The organism is Pedobacter soli, from assembly GCF_900101435.1.
GTDB lineage: Bacteria > Bacteroidota > Bacteroidia > Sphingobacteriales > Sphingobacteriaceae > Pedobacter > Pedobacter soli.
The window spans coordinates 82,841-99,360 of sequence record NZ_FMZH01000005.1 but is presented as its reverse complement, the minus strand read 5'-3'; the positions used below and the strand labels follow the sequence as shown (position 1 = coordinate 99,360).

At 39.5% G+C, this 16,520-nt stretch carries 18 protein-coding genes; 14 read left to right on the top strand and 4 right to left on the bottom strand.

Going from position 1 to position 16,520, the window contains the following annotated elements; translation table 11 throughout:
* Nucleotides 1-41 precede the first annotated feature (41 nt).
* From BLR37_RS12315 to BLR37_RS12270, 10 genes are all read left to right on the top strand, one after another.
* Complete coding sequence (locus tag BLR37_RS12315; RefSeq protein ID WP_090768997.1) at nucleotides 42-485, top strand: SPOR domain-containing protein; 444 nt, start codon at nucleotides 42-44, stop codon at nucleotides 483-485.
* The gene (locus tag BLR37_RS12310; protein ID WP_090768995.1) at nucleotides 472-1,656 is read left to right on the top strand and encodes a M20 metallopeptidase family protein; all 1,185 of its coding nucleotides are present in this window, start codon (nucleotides 472-474) and stop codon (nucleotides 1,654-1,656) included. The genes BLR37_RS12315 and BLR37_RS12310 overlap by 14 nt, the downstream gene beginning before the upstream one ends.
* Nucleotides 1,657-1,767: 111 nt before the next feature.
* Nucleotides 1,768-2,709 (top strand): hypothetical protein, encoded by a 942-nt coding sequence (locus tag BLR37_RS12305; RefSeq protein ID WP_090768993.1) that lies wholly within the window; start codon nucleotides 1,768-1,770, stop codon nucleotides 2,707-2,709.
* A gap of 59 nt (nucleotides 2,710-2,768) precedes the next feature.
* A complete protein-coding gene (locus tag BLR37_RS12300; protein ID WP_090768991.1) occupies nucleotides 2,769-4,334 on the top strand; it encodes a serine hydrolase in 1,566 nt (521 codons plus the stop codon).
* 18 nt (nucleotides 4,335-4,352) lie between these two features.
* Nucleotides 4,353-5,012 (top strand): SGNH/GDSL hydrolase family protein, encoded by a 660-nt coding sequence (locus BLR37_RS12295; RefSeq protein ID WP_090768989.1) that lies wholly within the window; start codon nucleotides 4,353-4,355, stop codon nucleotides 5,010-5,012.
* A gap of 187 nt (nucleotides 5,013-5,199) precedes the next feature.
* A complete protein-coding gene (locus BLR37_RS12290; protein ID WP_090768988.1) occupies nucleotides 5,200-5,499 on the top strand; it encodes a GIY-YIG nuclease family protein in 300 nt (99 codons plus the stop codon).
* A 211-nt stretch (nucleotides 5,500-5,710) separates the two neighbouring features.
* On the top strand, nucleotides 5,711-6,010 hold the full coding sequence (locus tag BLR37_RS12285; RefSeq protein WP_090768988.1) for a GIY-YIG nuclease family protein: 300 nt from the start codon (nucleotides 5,711-5,713) through the stop codon (nucleotides 6,008-6,010).
* A 133-nt stretch (nucleotides 6,011-6,143) separates the two neighbouring features.
* The gene (gene dnaG, locus BLR37_RS12280; protein ID WP_090768986.1) at nucleotides 6,144-8,141 is read left to right on the top strand and encodes a DNA primase; all 1,998 of its coding nucleotides are present in this window, start codon (nucleotides 6,144-6,146) and stop codon (nucleotides 8,139-8,141) included.
* An 86-nt stretch (nucleotides 8,142-8,227) separates the two neighbouring features.
* Complete coding sequence (locus BLR37_RS12275) at nucleotides 8,228-8,593, top strand: YraN family protein (protein WP_090768984.1); 366 nt, start codon at nucleotides 8,228-8,230, stop codon at nucleotides 8,591-8,593.
* Nucleotides 8,571-9,653, top strand: a complete 1,083-nt coding sequence (locus tag BLR37_RS12270; RefSeq protein WP_090768982.1) for a glutaminyl-peptide cyclotransferase — start codon at nucleotides 8,571-8,573, stop codon at nucleotides 9,651-9,653. The genes BLR37_RS12275 and BLR37_RS12270 overlap by 23 nt, the downstream gene beginning before the upstream one ends.
* Nucleotides 9,654-9,692: 39 nt before the next feature.
* Here the strand turns inward: BLR37_RS12270 and BLR37_RS12265 are convergent, their stop codons facing one another.
* The 3 genes from BLR37_RS12265 to BLR37_RS12255 all read right to left on the bottom strand — a co-directional run bounded on the left by BLR37_RS12265 (nucleotide 9,693) and on the right by BLR37_RS12255 (nucleotide 11,388).
* Entirely contained in the window at nucleotides 9,693-10,223 is a 531-nt protein-coding gene (locus tag BLR37_RS12265) for a DUF4251 domain-containing protein (protein ID WP_039473177.1), read from the bottom strand.
* Between the two features lie 97 nt (nucleotides 10,224-10,320).
* The gene (locus BLR37_RS12260) at nucleotides 10,321-10,956 is read right to left on the bottom strand and encodes a prealbumin-like fold domain-containing protein (protein WP_090768980.1); all 636 of its coding nucleotides are present in this window, start codon (nucleotides 10,954-10,956) and stop codon (nucleotides 10,321-10,323) included.
* Nucleotides 10,957-11,037: 81 nt separating this feature from the next.
* On the bottom strand, nucleotides 11,038-11,388 hold the full coding sequence (locus BLR37_RS12255) for a TfoX/Sxy family protein (RefSeq protein WP_090769539.1): 351 nt from the start codon (nucleotides 11,386-11,388) through the stop codon (nucleotides 11,038-11,040).
* Between the two features lie 130 nt (nucleotides 11,389-11,518).
* On the opposite strand from BLR37_RS12255, the gene BLR37_RS12250 reads away from it, so the two are divergent.
* From BLR37_RS12250 to BLR37_RS12235, 4 genes are all read left to right on the top strand, one after another.
* Nucleotides 11,519-12,127, top strand: a complete 609-nt coding sequence (locus BLR37_RS12250; RefSeq protein ID WP_090768977.1) for a ribonuclease HII — start codon at nucleotides 11,519-11,521, stop codon at nucleotides 12,125-12,127.
* A gap of 21 nt (nucleotides 12,128-12,148) precedes the next feature.
* Entirely contained in the window at nucleotides 12,149-13,351 is a 1,203-nt protein-coding gene (locus BLR37_RS12245; protein WP_090768975.1) for a glycosyltransferase family 4 protein, read from the top strand.
* Nucleotides 13,352-13,522: 171 nt separating this feature from the next.
* Entirely contained in the window at nucleotides 13,523-14,602 is a 1,080-nt protein-coding gene (gene gcvT / locus BLR37_RS12240; protein WP_090768973.1) for a glycine cleavage system aminomethyltransferase GcvT, read from the top strand.
* Nucleotides 14,603-14,684: 82 nt separating this feature from the next.
* Complete coding sequence (locus BLR37_RS12235; RefSeq protein WP_090768971.1) at nucleotides 14,685-15,401, top strand: 2-phosphosulfolactate phosphatase; 717 nt, start codon at nucleotides 14,685-14,687, stop codon at nucleotides 15,399-15,401.
* A 157-nt stretch (nucleotides 15,402-15,558) separates the two neighbouring features.
* Here the strand turns inward: BLR37_RS12235 and BLR37_RS12230 are convergent, their stop codons facing one another.
* Nucleotides 15,559-16,473 carry an omptin family outer membrane protease gene (locus tag BLR37_RS12230; RefSeq protein ID WP_090768969.1) on the bottom strand — a complete coding sequence of 305 codons (915 nt, stop codon included), beginning with the start codon at nucleotides 16,471-16,473 and terminating at the stop codon, nucleotides 15,559-15,561.
* Between the last annotated feature and the right edge of the window lie 47 nt (nucleotides 16,474-16,520).

The following is a 16,520-nucleotide window of genomic DNA, read 5'->3' as shown; positions in this document are numbered from 1 at the left end:
TGTTTTTAAAACAATTTTCGTCTGCCTGATGTAATACCATCATGAAAATATTTTATACGATAATCTTCAGTTTACTAATCTTTAAAACATCTTTTGCACAAAAGGGAGAGGTTACCGTGATAAAAGATCCCTTAATTGATAGTTTAATCGCCAAACGGCTTGAGGTATATAAAACTTCGGGCGAAGTAAAAACAGGCAAACCCATCGTTTCTGCCTACGGCTACCGGGTACAGATTTTTTACGGATCAGACCGGCGCGAGGTTTTTAACGAGCAGGCCAGGTTTAAAGGGCTTTACCCCAGGTTAAATACCTACCTCATTTATAAAGAACCTAATTATTATGTACGGGTAGGCGATTTCAGAACCCGGCTCGAAGCCCAACGGCTAATCAACGAACTGAGACCAAATTTCCCTACACTGTTTATTTTCAGGGAAAAAATCAATGCCCCAAATTTAGATACCAATACTACTGATGATCAAAAATAAAGTACAGGAACTGGCCGCAAACATCTTTAACGATGTGGTAGGCTATCGTCAACATATACACGCCAACCCCGAATTATCTTTTAAAGAATTTGAAACCTCTTTGTTTGTTAAAGACAAATTGAAAAAATGGGGAATCGAATATACCGATTGCGCCAATACCGGCGTAGTAGGTTTAATTAAAGGTAACCTGCCATCTGATAAAGTAATTGCTTTACGTGCAGATATGGATGCCTTACCCATTCACGAAGCTAATGATAAGCCCTACGCATCGAAAAACCCGGGTGTAATGCATGCCTGTGGCCACGATGTGCATACCTCTTCGCTTTTAGGAACGGCTTATATTTTAAACCAGCTGAAAGATGAGTTTGGCGGAACAATCAAATTGATTTTCCAACCTGCAGAAGAATTACTGCCAGGTGGTGCCAGCATCATGATCAAAGAAGGTGTACTCGAAAATCCGAAACCCAATCATATCGTTGGTCAGCATGTAATGCCGCTAATCGATGCCGGTAAAGTAGGTTTCCGTTCGGGTATTTACATGGCTTCGACAGATGAATTGTATGTTACCGTAACCGGAAAGGGTGGTCATGGCGCGCAGCCACACCAGAATATCGATCCTGTGGTAATTGCTTCGCACATTATTATTGCCTTGCAACAGATTGTGAGTCGCAATGCCGATCCACGTATTCCTTCCGTTTTATCGTTTGGTAAAGTAACCGCAAGCGGAGCAACCAATATTATCCCGAATGAGGTTAAAATTGAGGGTACTTTCAGAACACTCGATGAAGAATGGAGAGCAGAAGCGCACAAACGCATGAAAAAAATGGCCGAAGGCATTGCCGAAAGCATGGGTGGAAGCTGCGATTTCGATATTCATAAAGGTTATCCTTTTTTAATTAACGAAGAAAAATTAACGGCCAATGCAAGGGCCTTTGCCGAAGATTTCTTAGGTAAAGAAAATGTAGTAGATCTGGATATCTGGATGGCTGCCGAAGATTTTTCTTTCTACTCGCAGGTAACAGATGCTTGCTTTTATCGTTTAGGAACAGGGAATGCTGCCAAAGATACACAGTATTCTGTGCATACACCGCGATTCGATATTGACGAAGATGCGCTAAAAATCTCGACCGGTTTAATGGCCTACATTGCTTTAAAGCAACTGGGCAACTAGAAGAGATGTAAGGATGGGTGATGTAAAATGCTAATGGTTTAAATATCCTTCCATTACAACTTATTACATCATCCATTTAAACAGGCATCGTTTTTGCCACTACCATAAAATATGAAGAGAATATTTCTAGTTTTAATACTCAGCTCGCTTTTTTATACCGGTTTTACCCAGGAAATTCAACGGTTTAACCCCGATACCATTAAAACCATTACACTCGATTCGACTGTAAACATCAAGGCAGAAAAGCTGAATGTCGAAACTTTCATCAATAAAGTAATAAACGATACTTCCTTTTATCAATCGTTCAGGGATATGAAACGTTACAGTTTTATTGCCGAGAACCGGATTTACAGTTACGATAAAAAGAATAAGGTTGATGGCAAAATTTATCGTAAAATAAAGCATAATAACAGCGGTCCGTATAAAATGGAATACCTGGTAAAACAGGATACGGGGAAAATTTATAAGAAAAACGGCAAATACCAGTTGTATACGGTAGAAATGTTCGATTACATTTTTATGAATGCCTATAATACCGATTTTGTACCCAATGCACCAAAACCTGATGGAAAGGGCGGGACCAACGAAAGTTATAAGGATAAGCTGAAAACGCTGATTTTTAATCCTGGCCGACCAGTTAAAGTACCTTTTATCGGCAGCAAAACTGAAATTTTTACAGCCAACATGCGCCAGTATTACGATTATGCTTTTAGCAGCGGTACTTACTTAGATTCTATCCCCGTGTACCGTTTTAAAGTTTCTGTTAAACCCGATTTAAGCAGCTGGACCAAAGATGGTGTGATGATTAAAGAACTGGTTACTATTTTCGATAAACGAAATTTCAATATTTTAGGCCGTTATGTAGACATGAAATACAGCAATATGCTTTTCGATTTCGATGTACAGATGAATATCGAAATGGGTTATTTCGGCGATGATAAATTACCGACTAAAATTACTTATCAGGGCAATTGGGATTATCCTTTCAAAAAAGAAGAACGGGCAAGTTTTTTAATTGTACATAAAGACTACAAACTCGAAAAGGGCAAATAAGGATGGATAATCGCCTGAAAGATTTATTATCTTTAAGCGATTAATTTAAATCCCTATCCATGCAATTACTCTCGCGTACCAAACTGGTACTGTTTTTATTTTTGTTTGTGGTTAGCCGGCTCAATGCACAGGTTTTAACTTCCAAACAGATCGACAGCATTTCTGAAAAAACATTAACTGCTTTTAATGTTCCGGGTTTAGCTGTTGCGGTAGTTAAAGATGGTAAGGTAATTCATGCTAAAGGTTATGGTGTGGCCTCTTTAAAAACCAGGCAGAAGGTAGATGAAAATACCTTGTTTGCCATTGCTTCCAACTCAAAAGCATTTACATCAGCAGCTTTGGCCATATTAATTGATGAAGGCAAAATCTCCTGGGATACGAAGGTAACCGATATCATTCCGGAGTTTAAAATGTACGATGCTTATGTTACTGCCGAATTTACCATCCGCGATTTACTTTCGCACCGGAGTGGTTTAGGTTTAGGCGCCGGCGATTTAATGATCTGGCCCGATTCTTCAACAGTAAGCAAGAAGCAGATTATCCATAATTTAAGATACTTAAAACCGGTTTCCAGTTTCAGGACTAAATGGGATTACGATAACCTGCTCTACATTGTTGCCGGAGAGGTAATTGCGCGGGTTTCGGGCAAAACTTACGAAGAATTTGTAGAAAACCGGATTATGCAGCCCCTGGGAATGAATAGAAGTGCTACTTCATTCAACCGCCTAAAAGATAAATCGAACAGTATAGATGCCCATGCGCCTGTAAATGGCATAATTACGGCTATCCCAAAAGATTTTTCGGAAAACAGTAATGCCGCCGGAGGAATTAATACCAGTATAAACGATTTAAGCAAATGGGTAATTACCCAGCTTAATGGTGGCAGGTATGGCAAAAAGCTCGAAAAAACCTTGTTTAGCAGGCAGGCTCAAAACCAAATGTGGACCATGCACAGCATTATTCCGGCAGGTAAAGGTGCTTACAACAGGCATTTCTTTGGTTATGGCCTCGGTTGGTTTTTAAGCGATGAAAAAGGATCGCTGGTAGCTGAGCATACGGGCGGTTTGGCCGGCATGGTGAGCGAAGTAACTTTAATCCCTGATCTTAAATTAGGCATTATCGTATTAACCAATCAGCAATCTGGAGGCGCATTTTACGCCATTACACAATCCATTAAAGATGGTTATTTCGGCATTAGCGGAAAAGACCGGATTAAAGACAATGCTGCTGATGAGCAAAATGAAAGAGACGAAGCTAAAAAGATAACCGATAAAATAAGCGCTGATATTGCGTCAGCCCAAAAAAGTGCAACAAACAAACCCGACGAAAAAAAATATCTGGGTACTTATAGCGATATTTGGTTTGGCGATATAACCATTAGCAGCCTCAATGGTAAAATGCATTTTCAAGCCAAAAACTCACCCAAACTAAAAGGCGATATGGTATTTTATAAAGGCAATACTTTTATTGTGAAATGGTACGACAGAAGTATGGATGCCGATGCCTTTGTAAACTTTAGCCTCGATAATGAAGGAAATCCGGTTGCTATTAAAATGGAACCCATTTCGCCACTAACTGATTTTAGCTTTGATTTTCAAGACCTCGACTTAAAAAAGAAACCATAATTTAATGAATTAAAATATATGAAAACCCTGTTCAGAACCACTGTTTTACTTAGTATTTGCTTAATTGCTTTAACTTCAATGACATTTAAACCCAAACGCATTATCTTTTTTGGCGATTCTATTACCCAGCAAGGCGTATCTAAAAACGGCTATGTAACCCTAATTAAAAAATCGCTCGATTCTACTAAATATGATGTTATTGGCGCCGGAATTGGCGGAAATAAAGTGTACGATTTGTACCTGCGTTTAGAAGACGATGTATTGAATAAAAAGCCCGATTTAGTAGTTATTTATGTAGGTATTAACGATGTATGGCACAAACAATCGTCTCATACCGGAACCGATTACGATAAATATTTAAAATTCTATCAGGCTTTAATCAATAAAATTCAGGGTGTAGGCAGTAAGGTGGTATTGGTTACCCCTTCAGTAGTGGGTGAGAAAAAAGACGGTACCAACGAATTAGATGCCGACTTAAACAAATACGCTGCAGGAATTAGGGCCCTGGCCGCTAAAAACAATTTACCTGTGTGCGATTTGAGAAAGGTTTTTGCCGATTACGAAGCACAAAATAATCCGGAAGATAAGGAAAAAGGCATTTTAACCGTTGATAGGGTGCACCTGAACGAAACCGGTAACAAGCTGGTTGCCGATCAGTTATTGCCTTTGGTAAAATAGATTTTTAAACCGCAAAGTTCGCAAAGTATTTCGCAAAGCACACAAAGAAATTTTCTCTGTGTGCTTTGTGTTTTTTCTCTGTTATCTTTGTGGTTAATTAACCGATTCGTCATTGCGAACCGAAGAAAGGGATTGTGTGATGGAGTGAAGCAATCTTTCCTGCATAACGTTAATCTAAATTATAACAATGGAACGTGGTGGAACAGTTTATATCATTACTAATTTTACTCATACCACGTTATATACTGGGGTTACTTCTGATATTATGTTTAGGATAAAGGAACACAAAGACAAGGAATATCCGAAATCTTTTTCCGCTAAATACAACACAGATAAACTTGTTTATTTTTGTTCTTATGATTCAATAGAAGAAGCAATTGCAGCGGAAAAAAGAATTAAAGGTGGAAGCCGAAAAAAGAAGATAAAATTAATAGAATCTATGAATCCAGAATGGAAGGATTTATGGGAAATCGTGAAAGACTGGTGAAAGTTATTGCGAACTGAAGAAAGTGATTGTGTGATGGAGTGAAGCACTCTTTTAAAATAGGACAATAAATTAAATAGCAAAAGCAAAAAAGATTGCTTCGTCGTGCCTCCTCGCAATGACGATTTTTGTGCCGTCATTGCGAACTGAAGAAAGGAATTGTGTGATGGAGTGAAGCAATCTTTCCTGCATAACGTTAATCTAAATTATAACAATGGAACGGGGTGGAACAGTTTATATCATTACTAATTTTACTCATACCACGTTATATACTGGGGTTACTTCTGATATTATGTTTAGGATAAAGGAACACAAAGACAAGGAATATCCGAAATCTTTTTCCGCTAAATACAACACAGATAAACTTGTTTATTTTTGTTCTTATGATTCAATAGAAGAAGCAATTGCGGCGGAAAAAAGAATTAAAGGCGGAAGCCGAAAAAAGAAGATAAAATTAATAGAATCTATGAATCCAGAATGGAAGGATTTATGGGAAATAGTGAAAGACTGGTGAAAGTCATTGCGAACTAAAGAAAGTGATTGTGTGATGGAGTGAAGCACTCTTTTAAAATAGGACAATAAATTAAATAACAAAGCAAAAAAGATTGCTTCGTCGTGCCTCCTCGCAATGACGGACAATATTAAATATGATCAACCGCGAAACGATAGATAAGATAATGGATACCGCCCGTATTGAGGAGGTAGTTGGGGATTTTGTGCACTTAAAAAAACGCGGTACCAGTTTAATTGGTAATTGCCCTTTCCATGGCGAAAAAACACCTTCCTTTCACGTTTCCGTAACCAAAGGGATTTACAAATGCTTTGGCTGCGGTAAAGGGGGCGATTCTGTGCGCTTCATTATGGATCATGAAAAATATTCATATCCCGAAGCACTTAAGTTTTTAGCCAATAAATACAACATAGAAGTAGCCGAAACCGAACTTTCGCCTGAAGCTGCCGAAGCCCAGAGCGCTAAAGAAAGCCTTTACATCGTATCTCAATATGCCAGTGCTTTTTTTGTAAAGCAGCTTTGGGATACCGAAGAAGGCCGGGGCATTGGCTTAAGCTATTTTAAAGAACGTGGCTTTCGCGAAGATATCCTTAAAAAGTTCGAAGTGGGTTACTCGCCCGATGTTTGGGATGCATTGACACAAAGTGCTACAAATGCCGGACACAAGCTCGAGTTTTTAGAATCGACAGGCTTATCCATTAAAAACGATAGCGGCAAAATTTACGACCGTTTTCGTGGCCGGGTAATGTTCCCGATCCACAATTTTACCGGTCGGATTATTGGTTTTGGTGGCCGTACCTTAAAAACCGACAAAAATGTTCCGAAATACGTAAACTCGCCAGAAAGCGAAATTTACCATAAATCGAATGTGCTTTATGGTTTGTTCCACGCCAAAAAAGCCATCCGCGATTTAGATAACTGTTACCTGGCCGAGGGTTATGCCGATGTACTGTCTGTGCACCAGGCAGGCATTGAAAACGTGGTGGCTTCATCCGGAACTTCGCTTACTGTAGAGCAGATTAAGCTCATCGGTCGTTTTACGCAAAATATTACCATTTTATTTGATGGCGATGCCGCGGGGATTAAAGCATCACTGCGGGGTTTGGATATGATTCTGGAGGAAGGTTTAAACGTAAAAATTGTTTCCTTCCCTGATGGGCACGATCCCGATTCGTACATGCACCATGTTGGCGCAGGTGCTTTTAAAACTTATTTAGAGCAAAACCGTAAAGATTTTATTCTTTACAAAGCCAATGTATTGCTTAAAGATGCTGGCAACGACCCGATAAAACGGGCGGGTATTATTCGCGATATTGTAGAAAGTATTGCTAAAATACCAGATCAGATTAAAGCTTCGGTTTTTATTCGTGAGTGTAGCAGCCTGCTCGAGATAAGTGAACAGGTATTATCTGGCGAGCTGACTAAAATGCGCTCAGCAAAGCTTAAAAAGAGTTTTGACGGTAACCAGAGAAACAATCAGTCAGCAGCTCCAAAACAATCGTTCTCTTCTTTTTCTTCTGGTCCGCCAGAACCGCTGGGCCCGCCCGATGATTTGTGGGACGATAGTGTCGGTCCTATGGGCTACGAACCACAGGAGCCGGCTAAAGAAGAAGAATATCAGGAAAAGGAAATTGTACGTTTATTACTGGCATACGGACACGAGTTTGTAAACTGGGATAAGATAGACGACATGTATATTGGCCCATTCATTATGCAGAACCTGGCCGATGTAGAGTTCGATGATCCGCTTTGCAAAAAAATTATTGACTATTATAAATCGGAGATCGATAACGGACGATTGCCTACAGCGAACCACTTTATTACACATAAAGAACGCGAAATTGCCGATTTAGCCATCACTTTATCAAGTTCTGAGCATGCTTTAAGTGAAAATTGGCTCAATAAACATCTGATTTATGTTAAGGATGAATCAATGAACTTAAAAGCGACAATTTTGGGTGGAATTTTTCACCTCAAGAAGCGTAAAGTAGAAAATATATTGATGAGCCTGTTAAAAGAGATTAAAGAGGAGAAAGATGCCGATAACCAAATGATTTTGATGCAACGATACGGGGTGATTAAAGGAGTAGAACGCGAAATTTCAAAATTTTTAGGTTCGGTTATTGTGAAGTAAAAATTGAATGCATTACGATTGAATGTATTTGTTAGCAATATGCTTAAATTCAATCGTTCAAAACGCACACATTCAATGACTAAAATATGGCGCTCCATAATGATTTAGGCCGTTTAGGCGAAAGCATTGCCAGGCAATACCTGGAAAGCAAGGGCTACGAGCTGTTGGATGAAAACTGGACTTATGGCAAGGCAGAAGTCGACCTGATTGTTTATAAAGATGGCATCATGATCTTTGTCGAAGTAAAGTCGCGCAGTTCGGTTGCTTTTGGCGAGCCCGAAGATTTTGTGGGTAAAGCCAAGCAGATACAAATGGAGCTTGCGGCAAACGCCTATATTGAAATTATGAACCATCAAAATGATGTCCGTTTTGATATTATTGCAATTACATTTACTAAAAATAAAGATTATACATTAAACCATATTGAAGATGCATTTTGGCCTGAAGATTAACCACATTAAAAAAATGATATTCGTCGGTTTAGCTTGCGCTGTTGTTAGCGCTTGTAAAAACGATGCAAGTACAACCTACCGTAGTTTTCTGTCGCCCATGATTGGTGTTAACGTACCCTTAGGCAAGGAGGTTGAGGTAAAAGTGCAGTTTGGTAACGGAGCGCCTGTAGATTCTGTGATTTATTTGATCGATACTGTTAAAGTAGTCGCTAAAACAGATACCGGTGCCATTAAGCTTAAAACCGAAGGACTTAAACTGGGTAACCACCTGCTTACTGCCAAAATTTTCGGTGCTGGCAAATCAGAAGATATTACTTCCAATATCAATGTGCTGGCTGCAAAGGCGCCTGTTGCCTATAGCTACAAGGTAATTAAAACCTTACCACACGATACGGCTTCGTATGTTGAAGGCCTGGAATATCACGATGGCTTTTTTTACGAAAGTGCTGGTGATTACGGTCATTCGAGCCTGCGTAAAGTAGAGCCTTCAACAGGTAAAATTCTGCAGAAAACCGATTTGGATAAGCAATACTTTGGCGAAGGAATTACTGTAGTGGGCGATAAGATTATTCAGCTTACTTACCGCGAAAAGGTAGGTTTTGTGTACGATAAAAATACCTTTAAAAAATTATCTGAATTTACGTATACCACGGGCAGAGAAGGTTGGGGGCTTGCTTTTGACGGCGAAAAAATCCTGAATACCGATGGTTCAAACACCATCTTTTTCCTGAATAAGGATACCTATCAAAAAATTGGTTCTATTGATGTATTTGATGATAAAGGGGCAATTCAAAACCTGAATGAACTCGAGTACATTGATGGTAAAATATATGCTAATGTTTACACCACCAATAATATCCTCATTATTGATCCCCAAACAGGTGTGGTAGAAAGCAGCATAGATTTATCGGGGCTATTACCTGCCGATTATTTTAAGGGAGAAGATGAAAAGGCTAATAATGTATTGAATGGGATTGCTTATGACAAGGCTGGAAAAAGGCTTTTTGTAACGGGCAAAAAATGGCCACACATTTTTCAGATAGAACTGGTTAAGAAATAATAAAAAGGCCTGATTTTGTTAAAATCAGGCCTTTTGCTTTTAATCTTTTTTCTTTGGCTCATCCAGGTAGCCGTTAAAAAGAATGGGTTGTTTGTTTACGCTGGTGGCTGTTAAAGAAGCATAACCATTGGTCGAAATATTAATAGTAAACCGGTAATTTTCCCTGCTTACATCTTTAGTGTTAATCTGGATGGTGTAGGCGCCTCTTTTGTTTTTAGTTTCTGTGTAGCTAAAATCTTTCGAAGTAAATTTTATTCCGCCCTGCGTTGGGTCCATTGGTGCAGAAAATGCCCTGCCGTAATAAGGCAGGTAAGCCACAACACTGTCTTTGGTTACCTTAACATCGTACTGCGAACCCGAAAGGTTAATACTCGAACCGCCTTGCCCACCGGGCATCATCATTAATACTTTATTGATGTCGTTATTGGCCATTGGGATGGCTGTATTGGCCACAAATATATAGTTCTTATCGCCAACAATCCGGCTAGTGGTTTCTTTGTTTGTTTGGGCAAACAACTGAGTGGCGAAGGAAATAAATGCCAGGCTCAATATTAAATTTAAACGTTTCATAATGTGTGTTTTTAAATGTTTAACAATTTAAAGATGCGCCGATACAGATTATTCCATAACAGTGCCAAGAATGAAATGCTTAGTAAATTTAACGATTTTAGTTCTTATATAATGGATTTACACTTGCAGAATGACTTGATTTATACAATGGATTATTTTTTTCGGCTGCTGTTGCTGCAAGCGCTGTAAATTTATAGGTTCCTGGTGCCAGATTGTTCAACTCTATAGTACCGCTTTCATCTGTAATCACGGTAATCAGGTTGCCACCAGGGTTTTTGCCTCCCTTTACCACAATGCCTTCAATGGGTGAGCCAGCAACCCTCGATTTTGGGTTGCTTGCCGGTACAGAAATAACCAGTTTATAGTTACCGGTTGCCGGATTGTTAAATTCGATTTCTCCTTTTTCGTTAGTGGTAAGGTTAATGCTGTTATCGCCAGGATTTTTGCCTCCTTTCACCACAATACCGCCAATAGGCTGACCTTCAACAAAACTAATCTCTCCAGTAGTAACATTGAGTTTCCCTTTTATTGATTTCATGATACAAGGGAAATGCGATTCGGGATAATTGAGTTTGCAATAATCGCAATAGTGTCCCTCCGGAGCAGCAGTTTTTAATTGCTGTGGAGCAGCTTCTTTTATAGTAGAGGTAGTGGTGGCAGTTCTTTGTACTTGTGCAAAAACAGCAAATGAAATGGATAGCAGAAATACCGCTATTGCAGCACATTTTTTCATAATATTTGATTAGAAGGCTAAAATTAATCAAAAAATATGGCTCCTGCTACTTTTTGCGCTGCGGGTAACTGAAATGAAACATTATGACCCTTTACTTTTTTTCGATGCTTTAGCAAATGGATTAAATGCCAGTGCCAGGTTAATCCAGTAATCGAGTTCATCGTTTCGGTTTAATACATCAGCCGATACCAGGATGTAACCTTTCATTGGACGGCCACCCATTAACATTTGCTCCCAGCCATCTTTATCGGCCAGGCTTTCTAAAGTATTTGGATCGAGGCGTACCATCATGTCGTTTCTGGAAATACCCAGGCACATTTTGCCATTGACCATAAAAATCAAGCCGCTAAACATCACTTTTTCTTCTACATCGGGCAGGTGTTGTAAACGTTCTGCTATGCGCAGGGCGAGGGCTTCGTTGTATGTTCTCATTCTTGTATAGTTAACCGAAACAAATTTGGTTCCGTTCGGGATAAAACGCTGAGTTTGCAATGTTCAAAACTAAATTACATCTTTATTAACCATTTTTCAATAAACTACCGTTATTCTTTAAATTTGCAACATGTTATTAAACTGCTATCAGGAAGAGTTATTAGAAGCTGGATGCGATGAAGCCGGAAGAGGGTGTTTGGCTGGGCCTGTATTTGCTGCCGCCGTAATTTTACCCAAAGGTTTTGTGTTGCAAGGTTTGAACGACTCTAAGCAGTTATCGCATGAGCAACGCGATTTGTTGAGGCCCGTTATCGAAAAAGAGGCTTTGGCCTGGGCGGTGGCCTCTTGCGATCATGAAGAGATAGACCGCATCAACATCCTTAATGCTTCCTTCCTGGCCATGCACCGTGCCATCGAAAAGCTTAAGGCACAGCCGGGCTATCTGGTTATTGATGGCAACCGCTTTAAGGCATATCCGAATATTCCACACAGTTGCATTGTAAAAGGCGATGGTAAATATTTAAACATTGCTGCGGCTTCTATTCTGGCCAAAACGCACCGCGATGAATACATGACCAACCTGCATGTAGATTACCCGCATTATAACTGGCAAAAAAACAAAGGCTACCCCACCATTGCACACCGTAAAGCGGTGCTCGAAATTGGTTTATCACCCTTTCACCGCAAAACTTTTAATGTAAGTGATCCGCAGCTCGAGCTGTTTTCAAAAAACGCTTAAAATTTCGTATTTTCACGGCACGTGAAGATTTTGTTAATTACTAAGCGGGTTCCCTTTCCGCCAAATAGTGGTTATCCTATTGTGGTTTATAATACCATAAAAGGCCTGCTGCAACTTGGTGCAGATATTACTTTGTTTAGTCTTAACCCCAGCAAAGCACGCGTGGATATTGAAGATATTTACGACCCCATTTTTGAACAGATTAAATACTATACCTGCGATCTGGATACCGAGGTGAATATCTGGTCGGCTTTTTTTAATATTTTTACCAACGAATCTTACAACGTTTCCAGATACTATAGCGAAGATGCTGCCAAGCAGCTCGAAAGCTTGCTGCGCGAAAATGCATTCGACATTATTCAGTTTGAAGGACTTTTTGTGGTACCCTATTTAGATGTGGTTAAAGCCAACAGCAATGCTAAGCTCATTTACCGGGCACACAATATCGAATTTACGATGTGGGAGCGCCTTTCGCATTCAGAAAAGTTCCTCATTCGCCGTAAATACCTCGCTTTTCTGGCACAGCGTTTAAAAGCCTACGAAACCGATCAGATTAACCGTTTCCATCAGATTTTTGCCATTAGCGAGCCCGACAGGCAAAGCATATTGCGGTTTGGCTGTGAAGTACCCATGTCGGTTTTCCCCGTAGCCATCGATCTGGAAAAATATAAGGTAGATAAAAGTAAAACCAGCTTCCCTACATTGTTCCATTTGGGGGCTATGGACTGGAGGCCAAACCAGGAAGGTTTAGAATGGTTTTTAGATGATATTTGGCCGGATATAGAAAAACTGAATAAAGACCTGCGTTTTTACATTGCCGGTAAAAACATGCAGAAGCATTTTTTTGAATACGATTCTGAAAACCTGATTGTAGAAGGAGAAGTTTTTGATGCGATAGAGTTTATGAATTCGAAAGCAATTATGATTGTGCCTTTAATTTCAGGTACGGGCATGCGGGTAAAAATTATTGAGGGTATGGCCATGAAAAAATGTATTATTGCCACCGCTACCGCTGCCGAAGGGATTAACTGCCGGCATGGCCACGATATTTTAATTGCCGATTCGGCCGATGAGTTTTACCGCTCTATATTGCAGTGCATTATTAACCCCAAACGTTGGATGGAAATTGGCGAAAATGCCCGTAAAACGGTAGAGAATGATCACGGTGTGCATTTAATATCTTCTAAAATGCTCAAAATTTACGAAGAACTGGTCGGGGTATAGCAGGAACATTGCATGCCGTTGATTTACACTTACGGGATCAAGCATAAAGTAAGGCAGCCGCTACTGTAAAATGCTTGCTTTCATTTTCAAAAAAGCAGCTTAAATCTCCTGAATTTTTAGCCTTAAACATTGTCATTTTCTTAGTACTTTTGCCGCAACTAAAAAATTAGCATGAAAAATACCGCATTAACAGAAAAACACATCGCTTTAGGCGCTAAAATGGTTCCATTTGCTGGCTATAATATGCCGGTTACTTACGAAGGTATAAACGCAGAACATGCAACTGTTCGTAATGGAGTTGGTGTTTTTGATGTTAGCCACATGGGCGAGTTTATTTTAAAAGGTGAAAATGCATTGGATCTTATTCAGCGTGTAACCAGCAATGACGCTTCGAAGTTACATGATGGTAAAGTACAATATTCTTGCCTGCCTAATAAAGATGGCGGTATTGTTGATGATTTATTGGTTTACCGCATAGATGATAAAACCTATATGTTGGTTGTAAATGCATCGAACATTGAGAAAGACTGGAACTGGATTGAGCAGTTTAATACCAATGGTGTTGAAATGCACAACATTTCTGACCAGACTTCACTTTTGGCTATTCAGGGCCCGAAAGCTGCCGATGCTTTACAAAGCTTAACAGATGTAAATCTGGCCGCGATGGAGTATTACACTTTTGTTAAAGGTACTTTTGCTGGTATTGAAAATGTAGTAATCTCGGCAACAGGTTATACAGGAGCAGGTGGTTTTGAGATTTATTTTGAAAACCAGTATGCTAACCAGATTTGGGATGCCATTTTTGAAGCCGGACAAGCACAAAACATTAAACCAATTGGTTTAGGTGCCCGTGATACACTACGCTTAGAAATGGGTTTCTGTTTATATGGAAATGATATTGATGATACTACTTCGCCAATTGAAGCTGGTTTAGGCTGGATTACCAAATTTTCAAAGCCTTTTACCAATTCTGAAGCCTTACAAGCTCAAAAAGAAGCTGGAATCCAGAAAAAACTGGTTGGTTTCGAAATGATTGATCGTGGTATCCCGCGTCACGATTACGAAATTGTTGATGCAGAGGGAAATACAATTGGCAGGGTAACTTCGGGTACGCAGGCTCCATCGTTACAAAAAGCCATCGGTATGGGTTATGTAGCTAAAGATTTTGCTAAAGAAGGAACTGAAGTTTTCATCAGCATCCGCAATACACCGATTAAAGCAAAAGTGGTTAAATTCCCTTTTTATAAATAAGATTTGAGACATGGGATATGAGATTTGAGTTGGAAACCGATTAAATCTCATATCTCACATCTCGATACTCCAATCTCATCAAATGTCAAAAAAAATAGAAGTCTGCTTAACACCCGCTTTGATCGATTTATATGATATAGAGCAAAGCATTGTGGTGGTTATTGATATTTTAAGGGCTACATCATCCATTACTTATGGAATCGATAATGGCGCTGAAGCTATTATTCCGGTTGCTCATGTAGAGGATTGTCTGAAATACAGTGATAGTGGATTTTTATTGGCCGCCGAAAGGAATGGTGAAGTAGTGGCGGGTTACGATTTCGGGAATTCGCCTTTTTCTTATACCCCTGAAAAAGTTGGCGGAAAAACAGTGGTACTAACTACTACCAACGGTACCAAGGCATTACATCTGGCGCAAAAAAGGGCACATCAGGTGGTTATAGGCTCCTTTCTCAATTTAGATACGCTTTGCGATTATTTAAAAAGCCAGGATAAGCACGTGTTGTTATTGTGTGCAGGTTGGAAAGATCAGTTCAATTTAGAAGATACCTTATTTGCCGGGGCTGTTGTGAATCAACTGCGTCAAAGCTTTGAGCATTTCGACGATTCGAGTGTTGCTGCCGAGGATTTGTATTTATTGGCGAAAGATGATCTAAGAGCCTACCTGCGCAAATCATCACACAGTCACCGCTTGGCTCAGCTCAATATCGAAGAAGATGTTGTATTTTGTTTGCAGTTAAATATCTGCAAGGCTATTCCTGTTTTAAACGGCGAAAGTTTGGTGGCTTTAAAATACTAAGATTTGGAGACACAATATAGTCCTCGTTTGTAACGAGGATTAAAGAGAACTACATTTCTGATGTGGTTACAACAAATCAACTGCGGTTTATTGGCGATAAAATCGCTATGCTCACCTGTCCTCGTTGCAAACGAAGACAATAAACTGCTTTAAAATACTAAAACATAAAATTGAGGCCTAAGGCAATTGTATTTGCCCTGAAATTAGCGCCATTAAATTGTGTTTCTTCTGTTTTGCGGTTATTATAGTAGGCACGGTCTACGCCTGTATAGGTATTAATGTTATTGATTTTATAATCGAGTTCCAGTTGGAGCATTTTGTTTAAAGGAATCGACAGGTTAGCATTTCCACTAAGTGCGAATGAATTTGCAGCATGGGTAAAACTCACCGGTTTTTGAAAATCGGGAATTAAATTCCAGTTGGCCTTTGCCGAATACTTATAAAAGCCGCCTAAAATACCAGCACTTACGCGGAATGATTTGGCTTTAAAAGTTCCCTCCAGTCCAAAATCGAAGCCCTTGTACCTGCTTTGATAAGTAGTATTTAAACCGGCACTATTGGGGTTGCTCGCACTTTCCAATAAATAAAATTTTTGTTGATTGTAAGATAGTCCGATAATCGGGCCGACTGCGAATTGTTCTGAATTGAGAAGCTGATAACTGAGCTGCAGGTTGGTATTAAACAGACAACCCTTATTGGCATTAAGCAAATCGAAGTAAAAAGCACTCTGACGGTTATCATCCGCATAATCGGTATCTTCTGCTTCTCCTTTGGTGGTATTGCTGTATTGATTACTGGTTTTTACCGTTAGCCGGTCGGTAATGTGGTATTTTACGTCCAGGCCAAATGCAGGTCCTTTTAAATTTTTCCAGATAAGTTCAGACAAGATGTTGGGGTTTGTACCCGAAGCATTGCCGGCAATAGACCAATCGAATTTGGATTGTTGGATGCCTACGGAAGGCTTAATTTCCCATTTTTTTGATGGGCTTTGTGCAAATGCAGCTGTATAAAAGAGGAGTAAGGTTAAACAAATTAGTAATTGGTTAAACACACGCAAAAAAATAAGCTGCATATTTTATTTCTGTTTTAAAATACAAAATACACATAGTGGCCAAGTAT

Bases quoted from the DNA above. Each gene is read 5' to 3' on its own strand.
- BLR37_RS12265 (WP_039473177.1), bottom strand. From the start codon at position 10,223: ATGAAACGTTTAAATTTAATATTGAGCCTGGCATTTATTTCCTTCGCC.
- BLR37_RS12235 (WP_090768971.1), top strand. From the start codon at position 14,685: ATGTCAAAAAAAATAGAAGTCTGCTTAACACCCGCTTTGATCGATTTA.
- BLR37_RS12290 (WP_090768988.1), top strand. From the start codon at position 5,200: ATGGAACGTGGTGGAACAGTTTATATCATTACTAATTTTACTCATACC.
- BLR37_RS12270 (WP_090768982.1), top strand. From the start codon at position 8,571: ATGCATTTTGGCCTGAAGATTAACCACATTAAAAAAATGATATTCGTC.
- BLR37_RS12255 (WP_090769539.1), bottom strand. From the start codon at position 11,388: ATGAGAACATACAACGAAGCCCTCGCCCTGCGCATAGCAGAACGTTTA.
- BLR37_RS12310 (WP_090768995.1), top strand. From the start codon at position 472: ATGATCAAAAATAAAGTACAGGAACTGGCCGCAAACATCTTTAACGAT.
- BLR37_RS12260 (WP_090768980.1), bottom strand. From the start codon at position 10,956: ATGAAAAAATGTGCTGCAATAGCGGTATTTCTGCTATCCATTTCATTT.
- BLR37_RS12230 (WP_090768969.1), bottom strand. From the start codon at position 16,473: ATGCAGCTTATTTTTTTGCGTGTGTTTAACCAATTACTAATTTGTTTA.
- BLR37_RS12285 (WP_090768988.1), top strand. From the start codon at position 5,711: ATGGAACGGGGTGGAACAGTTTATATCATTACTAATTTTACTCATACC.
- gcvT (WP_090768973.1), top strand. From the start codon at position 13,523: ATGAAAAATACCGCATTAACAGAAAAACACATCGCTTTAGGCGCTAAA.
- dnaG (WP_090768986.1), top strand. From the start codon at position 6,144: ATGATCAACCGCGAAACGATAGATAAGATAATGGATACCGCCCGTATT.
- BLR37_RS12275 (WP_090768984.1), top strand. From the start codon at position 8,228: ATGGCGCTCCATAATGATTTAGGCCGTTTAGGCGAAAGCATTGCCAGG.
- BLR37_RS12250 (WP_090768977.1), top strand. From the start codon at position 11,519: ATGTTATTAAACTGCTATCAGGAAGAGTTATTAGAAGCTGGATGCGAT.
- BLR37_RS12295 (WP_090768989.1), top strand. From the start codon at position 4,353: ATGAAAACCCTGTTCAGAACCACTGTTTTACTTAGTATTTGCTTAATT.
- BLR37_RS12305 (WP_090768993.1), top strand. From the start codon at position 1,768: ATGAAGAGAATATTTCTAGTTTTAATACTCAGCTCGCTTTTTTATACC.
- BLR37_RS12300 (WP_090768991.1), top strand. From the start codon at position 2,769: ATGCAATTACTCTCGCGTACCAAACTGGTACTGTTTTTATTTTTGTTT.
- BLR37_RS12315 (WP_090768997.1), top strand. From the start codon at position 42: ATGAAAATATTTTATACGATAATCTTCAGTTTACTAATCTTTAAAACA.